Source organism: Nonomuraea sp. NPDC050691 (assembly GCF_040654455.1).
Classification (GTDB): domain Bacteria; phylum Actinomycetota; class Actinomycetes; order Streptosporangiales; family Streptosporangiaceae; genus Nonomuraea.
On record NZ_JBFAIA010000009.1, the window covers coordinates 81313 to 94618 of the forward strand.

The following is a 13306-nucleotide window of genomic DNA, read 5'->3' on the forward strand; positions in this document are numbered from 1 at the left end:
GCATGCAGGTCTGGGAGCCCTACGCGCTCGGCGAGACGAGCGCGGTGCGGGCCGGCGCCATCGAGCTGGCCCTGGCCGGGACGGACGAGGCGGAGGTGAGGCAGGTCGCCGAGGGCGTCTGGCTGGTCGACGCGCCGGGTGCCACGGCCGTGCAGTGGCGGGTGCCCTGCGTGGGGGTCAGCGCGTTCTGGACACCGATCGGGGGCGCCCGCTGGGTGCCCCCGATCTGGAACCCGCCGCTGACGTCCAGGCTGACCGCGGGCGCGCCGGTGATCTCCCTCGTCGGTGCGGCCGGCGCCAACGTCTGCACGGTGGGCGTGGCCGAGGCGGTGGCGCCGGTGAGCTTCACGGGTGGGGTGATCGAGGAGACGGGTGAGTTCGCGTTCACCCTGCACGGGGACGGGCTGCGATTCCGGCTGGACCTGTCGGAGCGGCCGTTCTCGGCGGCGGTGGCCGGGGTGGCGGCCTGGTGGCAGGCGGAGGCGGGTGACCTGCCGCCCGTTCCCGAGCGTGCCCGGCTGCCGGTCTACTCGACCTGGTACAGCATGCACCAGGAGGTCGGCGCCGAGTCCGTCGAGCTCCAGGCGCGGCTGGCCAAGGAGCTGGGCTGCGAGACGATCATCGTGGACGACGGCTGGCAGACCGCCGACCGGGCGCGCGGCTACGCCTTCTGCGGTGACTGGGAGCCGAACGCCGGCACGTTCCCCGACATGTCCGGTCATGTGGCTCGGGTGCGTGAGCTCGGCATGGCCTATCTGCTCTGGTTCGCCCTGCCGTTCGTCGGCAAGCACAACGCCGCGTTCGAGCGCTTCGAGGGCAGGTATTTGCGCTACCTCGACCACATGGACGCCGCCGTGCTGGACCCGCGTCACCCGGAGGTGCGCGGGTTCCTCGTGGACCGGCTCGCCCAGGCGGTCGAGGTGTGGGGCATGGACGGCTTGAAGATCGACTTCGTGGACCGCTTCGCCACCCCGGGCGGCGACCCCGCTCCGGGCGAGGGGGCCGACTGCGCGGAGGTGGACGAGGGGGTCAGGCGGCTGCTCCACGACCTGGACGCGCGGCTGCGCCGTGCCCGGCCGGAGCTGCTGATCGAGCACCGCCAGCCGTACACCAGCCCCGGCCTGTGGCCGTACGCGAACATGGTGAGGGCGACGGACTGCCCGCTCAGCCCGCAGGAGAACCGGCAGCGGACCGTGGACCTGCGGCTCGCGGCCGGTCCGGTGGCCGTCCACTCCGACATGATCCTTTGGCATCCCGACGAGCCCGCGGAGCAGGTGGCCGTCCATCTGATCAACGTGCTGTTCGCGGTGCCGCAGATCTCGGTGGACCTGGCGGCGCAGCGGCCCGGCCAGCTCGCCGCGCTCCGGTTCTGGCTGGGGATCTTCCGCGCCCACCTGGGCACGCTCCAGTCGGGGACGCTGGAGCCCGAGCAGCCCGAGCACGGCTACCCGCTGGTGCGGGCCCGCGACGAGCGCGTCACGATCGTCGCGCGCTACGCGCCGCTGCCCGTCGAGGTGCCGGAGTCCGGCGAGCTGCTCGTCGCCAACGCCGACCCCGACCCGCGCGTGGTCCTCTTCGGTGCCGGTCCGGCGCACGTGGAGGTCCGCGACTGCCGCGGGAGCCTGGTCAGGACGGCCGAGCTGCGGCTGGGCCCCGGGGCGAGCGTGGTCGAGGTGCCCATGGGCGGCCTGCTCACGCTGCGGAGAGACTGAGTGCCGGCACGCCGGCCACGCGAGCGCGGGGTCACCGTCGAGGACGTCGCGCGGGCGGCCGGCGTGTCCCGCCAGACGATCTCCAACGCCCTCAACGCCCCGCACCGGCTGAGGCCGGAAACCCTGGAACGGGTCTCCGCGGTCATCGAGAAGCTCGGCTACCGGCCCGACCAGTCGGCCCGCAGCCTGAGATCGGGCACCAGGCGGATCATCGCCTACCCGGCCCCCGTGGACGATCCGGCCAACCCCAACGCGCTGATGGGCGGCTTCCTCGAAGCGGTCGTGACGGCGTCGGGCGAGGCGGGATACCGCATCCTGCTCGTCCGCCCGCGCCCCGGCCAGAGCCAGGAGCAGGCGCTCGACGAGCTGATCGCCGCGCGGAGCGTGGACGGCTTCCTGCTGTCGGACGTGCTGCGGGACGATCCGCGCCTGGCTTATCTGAGCGGGGCGGGATTCCCGTTCGCCGCCTTCGGCAGGACGAGGCCCGACCAGCCGCAGTCCTGGGTGGACGTCGACAGCGCGCAGGCGGTGATCGACCTGGTCGGCCTGGTGGCGGCAAGGGGACACCGGCGGGTGGCCTTCCTGGCCTCCTCCTCCGGGCAGCCGTGGATGGACGACCGGCGCGATGGGTTCCTGGCCGGGGTACGGCGCCACGGCCTGGCCGGGCACGTCTACTCCGTGCCGCGCGACGATCCCGGCGAGATCGTCACGGCCACCCGCGGGCTGCTGACGGGCCGCGACCGGCCCACCGCGATCGTGGCCGGGGGCGACTGGCTCGCGCTCGGCGTCTACACGGTGGCGCGCGCGGAGGGGCTGGAGATCGGCACGGACCTGGCCGTGGCCGCCTTCGACGACCTGCCGGTCACCGCGTTCCTCCAACCGGCGCTGACCACGGTGCGGCTGCCGCTGCACCGCATCGCCAAGGCCCTGATCAGCCGCCTCCTCCAGATCATCGAGGACGGCGTCACCCCGCGGGCCGGCCTCGTGCTCCCCGGCGAGCCGGTGATCCGCCCGAGCCTGGGACCCCTGCATGCACCTTGACTCAAGCCACGACGAGCTCGTGGCGATGTTCGCGTGGGCGCGCGACCGCGCGCTGCGCTGGGCGCATCCCGGCGGGACGCGTGGTCCCGTCAACGTCGACGAGCGGTGCCCGCACGGGACCGGCGAGGGCGTCTACCTGCCCTCCTATTGGGCCGGGTACGCGCACCGCAGCGGCTTCTACCTGCGCGACTTCGTCCACCAGGCGGCGGGCGCGCATCTGCTCGGCCTGGCCGAGGCCAACCTGACGATGGCGCGCCGCTTCGCCGCCTCCGCCACCGCGGAGCACGGTCATCGCCCGGTCTGGGCGTTCAACTTCGACGGCTCGTACCTGTCGATCGACTACCGCGGGCCCGGCGAGTTCGTCAGGGAGGTGCCCGCGGTGTTCGAACTGGTGGAGTGCCTGGCGGAGCTGCACCGCTGGACCGGCGAGCCCGCCTACGTCCACGACCCCGTGCTGCGCGACTACTGCGCCAACGCGATCATGCTGCCCGCGACCGCGCGGGGCAGCGGCATCTTCGAGGGCGTCGCCAGCTACAACGAGCTGAGCGGCGAGCCGCTGGCGGTCGCCGGCGACGGCCTCGCCGCGCAGTACGCCGCCCACCTGGCCATGGCCGCGCTGGCCAGGGCGCGCGGCGAGGACGGGGACCGGTTCGAGGCGCGGGCCGCGGAGCTGCGCCGCCACTACGAGCGGGACTGGAAGGGCGCTCGCGGCTTCACCCTCGACGGCCGACCGGTCACCGGCTGGGGCGCGGAGAACAGCTGGTTCATGCCGTTGAAGGGCCTGCGCGACGACGCCGCCTACCTCGACTACGTCGACGAGCAGGCCGCCGGCCCCGGCCGGCCCGTGAACGTCGAGGCGTGGACGTACCTGCCCGACGTCTTCTTCCGCCACGGGAGGCCGGGGACCGCCTGGCGGTGGATGCGGGAGATCTTCAATGCGCGCACCGCGGTGCACGTGGCGGGCGGGCTCAACGGCGACTACCCGGAGGTCTCGTTCACGCTGGTCAGCCAGGTGGTGGCGGGCCTGCTCGGGGTCAGGCCGGACGCGCCGGCGAACGCGCTGTCCACCCTCTCGCGGCTGCCGCCGGAGATCGGCTGGGCCGCCGTCACCGGCGTCCCGATCGGCCGGGGGAGCGTCGCGGTCCGCCACGACGGCGGGGACGCCACCACGCTCACCAACCTGTCCGGCCAGGTGACGTACACGTGGACCGCCGCCTTCCCCGACGGCTCAGCCACCACCCGGGAGGTCCCGCCCGGCGCCACCGTCACCGTGGTCCGCGGCTAGCCTGACCTGGGCGACATTTCGCATGAAACGGGCATGATGGGAGTGATTGCCGTTATTCATGCGAAAGAAAGGGCGTAACACCCTATATGCGTCGCCATATCGCGCGTTGGTGGACCGTGGCCGTTCCGGCGCTGGCGTTGCTCGCGCTGGCACTGACCTGGGGGCGGAGCGTGTCCGCGGTCACGGGGGTCCTGGTGGCCCTGCTGCTGGCCGGGGCCGTGCTGGCCGCCGTCCATCACGCGGAGGTCATCGCGCACCGGGTCGGCGAGCCGTTCGGGTCGCTGGTGCTGGCGGTGGCCGTGACGGTGATCGAGGTGGCGCTGATCGTCAGCCTGATGCTGTCCGGAGGGGAGAAGACGGCGTCGCTGGCCCGCGACACCGTGTTCGCCGCCGTGATGATCACGTGCAACGGCATCGTCGGGCTGTCGCTGCTCGCCGGCACGCTGCGGCGGCGCGTCGCGGTCTTCAACGCCGAGGGCACCGGCGGGGCCCTGGCGACGGTGGCCACGCTGAGCACGCTCAGCCTGGTCCTGCCGTCGTTCACGACGAGCGCGCGCGGGCCCGCCTTCTCGCCGGCCCAGCTCGGGTTCGCGGCCGTGGTGTCGCTGGCGATGTACGGGTTGTTCGTTCTCACCCAGACCGTACGGCACCGCGACTACTTCCTCCCCGTGGCCACCCCGCACACGGAGGCCGCCGGGCAGAAGGCCGCAGAGGGCGGCGCGGAGGAGCACGCCCCGAGGCCGTCCGGGCGGACGGCGCTGACCAGTCTCGGGCTGCTGCTCGTAGCCCTCGTGTCCGTCGTCGGCCTGGCCAAGGTCGAGTCGCCGATCATCGAGCTGGCCGTGGCGAACGCCGGGCTGCCCCAGGCCGTCGTCGGCGTGGTCATCGCGCTGCTGGTGCTGCTCCCCGAGACCATCGCGGCGGTCCGCGCGGCCCGCCGCGACCAGATCCAGATCAGCCTGAACCTGGCGCTGGGCTCCGCGATGGCCAGCATCGGGCTGACGATCCCGGCCATCGCGGTCATGTCCATCTGGCTGGAGGGGCCGCTGATGCTCGGCCTCGGCGGCACCCACATGGTGCTGCTGGCGCTGACCGTGGCGGTCTCCACGCTCACCGTCGTGCCGGGGCGCGCCACGCTGCTGCAGAGCGGGGTGCACCTGGGGCTGTTCGCCGCGTTCCTGTTCCTGGCGATCAGCCCCTGACACCCCGCCTAGACGCCCTTGCGCAGGGCGCGGTTGCCGGCGACGAGCCCGGCCACGGCGATCAGCGCCGCGGCGGCCGTGCCGTACAGGACCGACGGGTGGCTGAGGTCGCCGGAGAAGAGGGCGCGCTGCGCGTTCACCACGTGCGTGACGGGGTTGACGCTCCCCACCACCCGCAGCCAGTCCGGCCCGCCGTCCATCGGCAGGAACACCCCGGACAGGAGCAGCAGCGGGAACATCAGCGCCTGCGTGACGAGCCAGAACAGGGTGCCGTCGGGCGCCGACCTGATGGCCAGCACGAAGGACAGCGCGCCCAGCCCCGTCGCGAACAGCAGCAGCATCGCGATCCCGGCCAGCGCCCCGGCGGGATACAGCCGGAACCCGAGCGGGAGCGCCAGCACGACGATGAGGACGGCCTGGCAGAGCAGGACCACGGTGACCTTCATCGTCCGGCCGACGAGCATGGCCGTGCGGTTGAGCGGGGTGACCAGGAGACGCTCCAGCGAGCCGCCGATCAGCTCCACCAGCATCGTGTAGCCGGCGCCCATCGGGCCGGTCAGGCACATCATGACGAGGATGCCGGGCACGAACCACTGCCAGGACGAGCCGACCGCCCCGTCGAGCAGCGCCCCGTACAGGAACAGGAACACCAGCGGCTGTCCCATCTCCAGCACCAGCGCGCCCGGCTCGCGGAGCGACGGGGTGATCTCGCGGCTGAAGACGATGGCGGTGTCACGCAGGAAGGTCGTCATCGGTGAGGCTTCTCCCGGTGAGAGTGAGGAACACGTCGTCGAGGGTGGGGCGGCTGGTCTCGGCGGTGACGGCCTTGACGCCCGCCTCCTCCAGCGCGCGCAGGTAGGCGGGCAGGGTGGCGGGGGCGCGGGCGACCCGGACCCGCACGGTCGTCCCGTCCACGGTGACGCCGTCCGAGATCTCCCCGGGGCGCTCCCCGGATCTCCGCCCGGCGGATCCGGAGGCGGTCGAGCCGGTCGCCGTGCCGGTCGGCGTCCCGGTCGTGGTGCGGGCCACGGCGGCCGCCGTCGCCGCCTCGGCCTCCGTCTGGGTGGTGATCGTGATGTGGTCGCCGGCCAGGTCGTTCTTCAGCCGTCCGGCGGTGCCGTCGGCGATGACCCGGCCGCCGTCCACGATCACCACCCGCTCGGCCATGGTGTCGGCCTCCTCCAGGTAGTGCGTGGTCATGAACAGGGTCGTGCCGTACGCGTCGCGCAGCCGCGTGATGTGCTCCCAGATGTCGGCGCGGCTCTTGGGGTCGAGGCCGGTGGACGGCTCGTCCAGGAACAGCAGGTCGGGTCGATGGACGAGGCCGAGGGCGATGTCGAGGCGGCGGCGCTGCCCGCCGGACAGCGTGCCCGGCTTGCGGCGGGCCTGGGCGCGCAGGCCGAGCAGGTCCAGCAGCTCGTCGGCGCGCCCGGCCGCCACGGCGGTCGTCATGCCGTAGTAGCGGCCCTGGCTGACGAGCTCGTCGCGGACCTGGAAGTTCTCGCCGGCGCTGCTCTTCTGGCCGACGTACCCGATGCGGGCGCGCACCCGGGCGGGCTCGCGGGCGACGTCGTGGCCGGCGACCATCGCGGTGCCGGAGGTCGGCGGGAGCAGGGTGGTGAGCATGCGCAGCGTGGTGGACTTGCCGGCGCCGTTGGGGCCGAGGAAGGCGACGAGGCTGCCGGCTTCCACGTCGAGGTCGATGCCGCGTACGGCGTGGACGGTCTCCCTTTTCACGGTGAACACTCGGGTCAGTCCCCGGGCGTGGATCATGCTGTGGCTCCTCAGGGCATGGCGAGGAGACCCCGGTTGGGGTCGGGCTAGGGAATCCAGGCCATCTTGCGACCGCATAACCCTTTTCGGCAAACGCGAACGTCACGTTCACATATGGCGCTGACCTGGCAAAACGACGTCATCGACGGGTGGCTGCTTGAGGATATTTTCGGCCACTGAGCTGCGCTTTTCGGAAATGGGGCGATTTTTCGTAGAAAGCGCTTTGATAACGGCGAACCTATTCGGCTTGCGGCCAGGTAGGGGCTCGGCCATGATCGCCGCCGTGAATCGTCTATGGGGAGCCGCGATCGCGGCCGCGACGGCCGGCGCCCTGGCCGTGTCCGGTGGGGCCGCCGCGGCGGCGGACGGCGCGATCGCCGGGGTGGACGTGAGCAACTGGACCGGCGAGGTCGACTGGGGGGCGGTCACCTCCGGCGGCGGGAAGTTCGCCTTCGTCCAGGCCACCGAGGGCGTCGACTACCGCAACCCGCGCTTCGACGAGCAGTACGGCGGCGCCCTGGCGGCCGGCCTGGCCCGCGGCGCGTACCACTTCGCCCAGCCGCACGAGTCCGACGGCGCGACCCAGGCGGCCTTCTTCCTCCTCAACGGCGGCGCCTGGAAGTCGGACGGGTGGACGCTGCCCGGCGTGCTCGACCTCGAGGACAACCCGTACAAGGACCGCAACGGCAAGAACGTCTGCTACGGCCTGTCGCCCGCCGACATGGTGACCTGGATCAAGGACTTCACGAACAAGTACCGGCAGGAGACCGGCCGGCGGACGATCATCTACACGACCACGAGCTGGTGGCGGAGCTGCACGGGCGACTCCACCGCGTTCAAGGCGAACCCGCTGTGGCTGGCGCGCTGGGGAGCCGACCCCGGCGAGCTGCCCAAGGGCTGGAAGCGCCACACGTTCTGGCAGTCGGCCGAGAAGGGCACGCTGCCCGGCGGGCAGAACTCGTTCAACGGCACCCAGGACGAGCTGGACGCGCTGGCCAACCCGCCCGCCGAGATCACCGTGGCGGGCGCAGCAAGGGACAGGAAGCACTACACGGTCACGGTGTCCAACACGGGGCCGCACCCGGTGACGCGCATCAAGGTCTCCGGCCGCGCGTACGGAGGGCAGAGCGTGGTCAAGGCGCCCGGCTGCTCCTTCAGCGGCACGGCGGTGCGGTGCGAGATCGCCGAACTGCGGCGCGGGCAGAAGGTCACGCTGTCCTTCACCACCAGGCCCCGCTCGGCCAAGGGCACCGTGGGGCTGCGGTTCACGGTCGGGTCCGTACGGCTGACCCTGAGCACCTCATGAGGTGATGAGGCAGGATCTCTCCCGAGGAGATCCTGACCGACCGAGGGGAGCCCGGGGTGTCCAGCAGGCGGAGGACCGCGCTGGTGACGGCGCTCCTTCTGGTGACCGCCACCGCGTCGGTGCCGCTCATGCCGTACGTGCAGCCCGAGATCGTGCGGATCGCCCTCCGGGCCGGGGGGCAGCAGATCGCCTACTCGTGGGGCGGCGGGCACGGCAGCGAGCCCGGGCCGTCGAAGGGCACCTGCGCCGGCTACCGGGGGAGCATCCTGCCGTGCCCGGCCGAGCGGACGCGCGGGCTCGACTGCTCGGGGTTCGCCCGCTGGGTGTACGCGCAGGCGCACGGCCAGGACGTGCTGGGGCCGGGCACCACGAACGACCAGGTGCGCAGGATGCGCCGGGTCGTCTCCGCCGTGCCCGGAGACCTCGTCTTCTTCGGCCGGACGACCGCGAAGGGCCTCGACACCCACCACGTCGGGATCTATCTGGGCGACGGAAAGATGATCAACGCGCCCGAGACCGGGGCCTTCGTCCGGGTGGACCCGATCTCCCGTCTCAAGGACTTCGCCGGCTTCTACCGGCTCTGACACCGTCCTGACCGGCTTGATAGCGGTGTAACGCCAGTCGCCTACCGGAAAATGAGAGACCCGAGGGCTAATCTGTGCCGCTATGGACAGTCGATGGGTCGGGCCCGACGGTTTCGAGATCGTTCCGGGGGCGCGTGACGGGCGGCAGGTGCTGCGGGTGTGCCGTCACGGGCAGGTCGTGGCCGACTGCTTCTCGGTCGCGGAGGTCGCCGCGCTCGTCGATCTGGCCGACCTGTGCGAGGTGGTCACCCTACGGCCACGGCGCGGTTTCGAGGCCGTCGGCTGACCTGACCTGGGCGGTCTCGCTCAGTTCGCATCATCGCTGGGGGCCGTGTATGGTTACACCTGTCCGCAGCGCCGGACAGGCCCCTATAGCTCAGTCGGCAGAGCGTCTCCATGGTAAGGAGAAGGTCAACGGTTCGATTCCGTTTGGGGGCTCTCACTCTGAACAGACACGACGCCCGACCCGCGCCATCGCGGAGTCGGGCGTTTCGCGTTTCACCGGGTCGCGGCGGATAAAGCAGTGGCGGCCGGCTCGTCGCGGCTGGGATAGTCGAGATCGTTCGCCGATGCCTGCATAGCTCAGTCGGCGAGAGCGCCGCACTCATAATGCGGAGGTCCCAGGTTCGAGTCCTGGTGCAGGTACGTACCTCTCCGAGTGCCCGATTCGGCGACCGGAACTTTGTCGGCGGGCCCGACATCTAACACGCCGTGGAAGCGCTGATCGCCGGGGACCCGCAGCACATCGGGGAGTACTGGCTCGCGGGAAGGCTCGGCTCCGGCGGTCAGGGAGTGGTGTACGACGCCTACGACCGCGAAGGGCGCAGGGTCGCGCTCAAGATGCTCCACGCGGCCGACAGCCAGGCGGGCCGCGACCGGTTCGCCAAGGAGGTGGCCGCCGCCGGCCGGGTGGCCTCCTTCTGCACGGCCAGGGTGCTGGCCTCCGACCTGTCCGGCAGCAGACCGTACATCGTCAGCGAGTACGTGGCGGGGCCGACCCTGCGCCAGGCGGTCGACCGGGGGCGCAGGTTCACCGGGGACGATCTGCACCGGCTCGCCACCGCGATCGCCACCGCGCTGACCGCCGTGCACGACGCGGGAGTGATACACCGAGACCTCAAGCCGGACAACGTGCTGCTCGGCGCGGACGGTCCGCGGGTGATCGACTTCGGCATCGCGCGGACCGCGGACATGTCGCTGACCAAGACCGGCGAGGTGTCCGGCACGCCCAGCTACATGGCGCCCGAGGTGTTCACCGGGCAGCGGGCGGGCGCGCCTGCCGACGTGTTCGCCTGGGGGTCGATCATGGTGTTCGCCTCCACGGGTGAGGACCCGTTCAAGGCCGACAACCTGGGCGGGGTCATGCACCGGGTGCTGTCGGCGCAGCCTGACCTGAGCGGGCTGCCGCCACGATTGGCCTCGCTGGTGGCCGCCGCGATGGAGAAGGACCCTTCGGCGCGTCCCACGGCCCGCGACCTGCTGCTCGCGCTGGTCAGCGGCGACGCCTCGGACATGCGCGGGCTGCTGACCGCGGGCAGCCACGCGGCCAGGGGCGTGTACGCACCCGACGCGGCCGACCCGGCGCTGGGCACGATCGCCGAGGACGCGTACGGCGCGCTCACGCCCGACGAGCGGGAGCTGGCCGCCGAGGTCTTCCTCCGCATGGTGGCGGTCACCGACGACGGGTACGAGGCCGTGCGCTGGGCGCTGAAGGAGGAACTGCTCGCCGGCCGCTCGGAGCGGGAGGCCCAGGCCATCGAGCGGATCCTGCAGGTCTTCTCCTACCTGGTGACGCAGAAGGGCGACGCGGTGGCGCTGTCGCGTCCTGCTCTGCTGCGCGCCTGGCCGCGGCTGCGCGTGTGGGTGGACGGTGACCGTGACGGCCTGGCCGTCCTGAGCCAGATCAGCGGCGCGGCCCGCCAATGGGCCGACAACGGGCGAAAGGACGGCGACCTGCTGCAGGGCAGCCGCCTCGACCACGCGCTCACCTGGGCCGCCACCGGACGCAGGCACATCACGTTGACCCCGCAGGAACGTGACTTCCTCGCCGCGGGCACCGAGCTGACCAGGAGGCGCATCCGCCGCAGGCGGCTGACCACGGTCGCGCTGGCCGGGATGCTGGCGGTGGCGCTGGCGGCGGGAGGTCTCGCGGTGCTGCAGAGCAGGCAGGTGGCCGAGCAGAGCCGCCTGGTCGCCAGGCAGCGCGACCAGGCCGTGGGGCGGCAGGTCGCGGTCGAGGCCGACAGGTGGCGCACCACCGACCCGGTCAGGGCGATGCTGCTCAGCGTGGCGGGCTGGCGGCTGGCCCCGGACACCGACAGCAGGCGGAGCCTGACGACCTCGCTGACCATGCCGGAGAGCGCGGCCTTCCGCGACCCGGGCGCCAAGGGGGTCTCCGCGACAGCGGCGGCGGTCGACGGGCGGACGCGGGTCATCGCCGGTGAGGACGGCGTGCGGGTCTACGACGTCCCGTCGTGGCAGCAGACGACGTTCTGGAAGTGGCCGAGCGGGTTCGGCGCGCTGCCGACGGCCGCCGCGCTCAGCCCGAGCGGCAGGACGCTGGTGATCGTCAGCAGGAACAGAGCGTACTCCTGGGACACCATGACGGGCAGGAAGCTGCGCGAGCACGCCGTCAGTGAAGGCTCGCCGGGCGTGCACGTCGTCTTCGACGCGCACGAGAGCCTGGTCGCGGTGATGCGGGAGAACACCCTGGAGTTCCTGTGGAACGCCAGGACGGGCAGGTCGTACTCCCCCTCCCCGGAGCTGGAGGCGGACTCCGCTCCGGCGATCGCGCCTTCCGGCGCCTACGTCGCGGGGATCGGGATCAACCAGGGCGGGCTGAAGGTGATCCGCCTTCCCGACCTCACGGTGGACACCCGGATGCCGAAGAAGTGCGGCACCGCGGTGGCGTTCACGCCGGACAGCCGGCGCCTGCTGTGCGCCGACGGCGACATCGAGGAGTGGAACCTGGACACCGCCACGAAGGTGACCGACGAGGACCGGCCGTTCTGGCAGGAGTCGGCCTCGGAGGACTTCGTGGGCGCGCGTCTGCGGGTCAGCCGGGACGGCGACAGGATGCTCGGCGTCGACGGGAGAACGATCCACCTGTGGGACGCCGAGAAGGGCGGCGAGCTCCACACCTACCAGGCGGAGGGCCCGCTCGACGACGCCTGGCTGGACCCTGACGGCAAGACCGTCCGCTATCTGCTCGACAGCTCGATCATCACCGTCGACCTCGGCTCCCGCGTCGCCTCCGGCAGGCTGCCGAGCGGTTACCAGGTCAGCGCGTTCAGCCAGGACGGCCGCTTGATCGCCGCCACGAAGGACGCCCACCCCGTGCGCGTCTGGGACACGCACCGCCTGGGCGTGCCGATGGCCGGCAGCGAGGGCACTGCCAACGAGCTGTTCGACCCGGCGGGCAAGCGGCTGGCCGCCACCGGTGAGGACTCGGCGGTGTCCGTCTGGGACGTGGCCACGGGCACGCGCCTCTGGCGTCGTCCCGTACCCGAGGGGCAGTTCGTGCTGTCGAAGACGTTCACCCCCGACGGCGGCAAGCTGGTGCTGTCGCTCGCCGAGGAGAGCGAGCGGGACGCGCGCAACGAGCTGGTCGTGCTGGCCGCCGACACCGGCCGCGTGCTCGCCCGGCACGAACTCGCCACCACCACGGGGACCATCGTCGCGACCCGCGACGGCACGGCGGTGGTGAGCAACATCGGCAAGGTGTTCGACCTGAACACCGGCAAGGTCGTCGGCCGCGGGTTCAACGGGGCCGGCGAGGCCATCGCGGTCAGCCCCACGACGCCGCTCCTGGCCCTAGGCTCCAGCACGGTCGAGCTGTGGGACAGCGCGCAGGGCGCCGAACTGACTCCCGCCATGCGCGTGGCGAACGACGCCCGGGTCGAAGCCGTGCTGTTCAGCCACGACGGCGCCCTCATCGCCCTGATCAGCAGGTCCATCGGTGAGACGTTCGACGACGTGTACACCGCCCAGATCTGGGACGTCGGCTCGCGGCAGAGGCTCGGCTCCTTCCCCATCGAGATCTTCGACCTGCTGGCGTTCAGCGCCGACGACCACACGCTGTACGTGTCGGGCAACAGCTCCGGGACCGTGACCGAGATACCGGTCGACGGGGACCGTGTCGCCGAGCTGGTGTGCAGGCGCGCGGGCCGCACCATGAGCCCGCAGGAATGGAGCCGGTACCTGAAAGGGGTGTCCTATCGCGATGTGTGCCCGGCCTTGTAGGGGGCTCCGGCCGTCGGTCACCGGGGGGCGGTCGCGGTGACTGGCGCGCGCCTGGCCCGCTGCTACCGGATCGTCCGGGCGCGGAAAGCCGATTCGCCGCCAATGCGAAACGACGTCTGCTAGGTTGATCGCGTCAGGTACCGCCGGACGGGCGGGAACGG

10 protein-coding genes and 2 tRNA genes are annotated in these 13306 nt (G+C 72.0%); 10 read left to right on the forward strand and 2 right to left on the reverse strand.

The window, feature by feature from the left end; genetic code table 11:
* Positions 1 to 2 precede the first annotated feature (2 nt).
* The 4 genes from AB0H81_RS06250 (at position 3) to AB0H81_RS06265 (ending at position 5240) form a co-directional block, all read left to right on the forward strand.
* Positions 3 to 1712, forward strand: a complete 1710-nt coding sequence (locus AB0H81_RS06250; RefSeq protein WP_358369980.1) for a glycoside hydrolase family 36 protein — start codon at positions 3 to 5, stop codon at positions 1710 to 1712.
* The gene (locus AB0H81_RS06255; RefSeq protein WP_358369983.1) at positions 1713 to 2753 is read left to right on the forward strand and encodes a LacI family DNA-binding transcriptional regulator; all 1041 of its coding nucleotides are present in this window, start codon (positions 1713 to 1715) and stop codon (positions 2751 to 2753) included.
* Positions 2743 to 4038, forward strand: coding sequence for a hypothetical protein (locus AB0H81_RS06260; RefSeq protein ID WP_358369986.1), 1296 nt, complete (start codon positions 2743 to 2745; stop codon positions 4036 to 4038). Before AB0H81_RS06255 ends, AB0H81_RS06260 begins: the two co-directional genes overlap by 11 nt.
* Positions 4039 to 4154: 116 nt before the next feature.
* The gene (locus AB0H81_RS06265; protein ID WP_358369990.1) at positions 4155 to 5240 is read left to right on the forward strand and encodes a hypothetical protein; all 1086 of its coding nucleotides are present in this window, start codon (positions 4155 to 4157) and stop codon (positions 5238 to 5240) included.
* A gap of 8 nt (positions 5241 to 5248) precedes the next feature.
* On the opposite strand, the gene AB0H81_RS06270 is transcribed toward AB0H81_RS06265, so the two are convergent.
* Together AB0H81_RS06270 and AB0H81_RS06275 are read right to left on the reverse strand one after the other, a co-directional pair.
* The gene (locus tag AB0H81_RS06270) at positions 5249 to 5992 is read right to left on the reverse strand and encodes an ABC transporter permease (RefSeq protein WP_358369993.1); all 744 of its coding nucleotides are present in this window, start codon (positions 5990 to 5992) and stop codon (positions 5249 to 5251) included.
* Entirely contained in the window at positions 5973 to 7013 is a 1041-nt protein-coding gene (locus AB0H81_RS06275; RefSeq protein WP_358369996.1) for an ATP-binding cassette domain-containing protein, read from the reverse strand. Before AB0H81_RS06275 ends, AB0H81_RS06270 begins: the two co-directional genes overlap by 20 nt.
* A gap of 283 nt (positions 7014 to 7296) precedes the next feature.
* Between AB0H81_RS06275 and AB0H81_RS06280 the strand changes: the two genes are divergently transcribed.
* The 6 genes from AB0H81_RS06280 (at position 7297) to AB0H81_RS06305 (ending at position 13145) form a co-directional block, all read left to right on the forward strand.
* Complete coding sequence (locus tag AB0H81_RS06280; protein ID WP_358369999.1) at positions 7297 to 8319, forward strand: GH25 family lysozyme; 1023 nt, start codon at positions 7297 to 7299, stop codon at positions 8317 to 8319.
* A gap of 56 nt (positions 8320 to 8375) precedes the next feature.
* Complete coding sequence (locus AB0H81_RS06285) at positions 8376 to 8903, forward strand: NlpC/P60 family protein (RefSeq protein WP_358370002.1); 528 nt, start codon at positions 8376 to 8378, stop codon at positions 8901 to 8903.
* A gap of 82 nt (positions 8904 to 8985) precedes the next feature.
* The gene (locus tag AB0H81_RS06290) at positions 8986 to 9189 is read left to right on the forward strand and encodes a transposase (RefSeq protein WP_358370005.1); all 204 of its coding nucleotides are present in this window, start codon (positions 8986 to 8988) and stop codon (positions 9187 to 9189) included.
* Between the two features lie 79 nt (positions 9190 to 9268).
* Positions 9269 to 9341: transfer RNA gene (locus AB0H81_RS06295), tRNA-Thr, on the forward strand.
* A gap of 133 nt (positions 9342 to 9474) precedes the next feature.
* A tRNA-Met gene (locus AB0H81_RS06300) sits at positions 9475 to 9548 on the forward strand.
* A 66-nt stretch (positions 9549 to 9614) separates the two neighbouring features.
* Entirely contained in the window at positions 9615 to 13145 is a 3531-nt protein-coding gene (locus AB0H81_RS06305; protein WP_358370007.1) for a WD40 repeat domain-containing serine/threonine protein kinase, read from the forward strand.
* Positions 13146 to 13306: the final 161 nt, after the last annotated feature.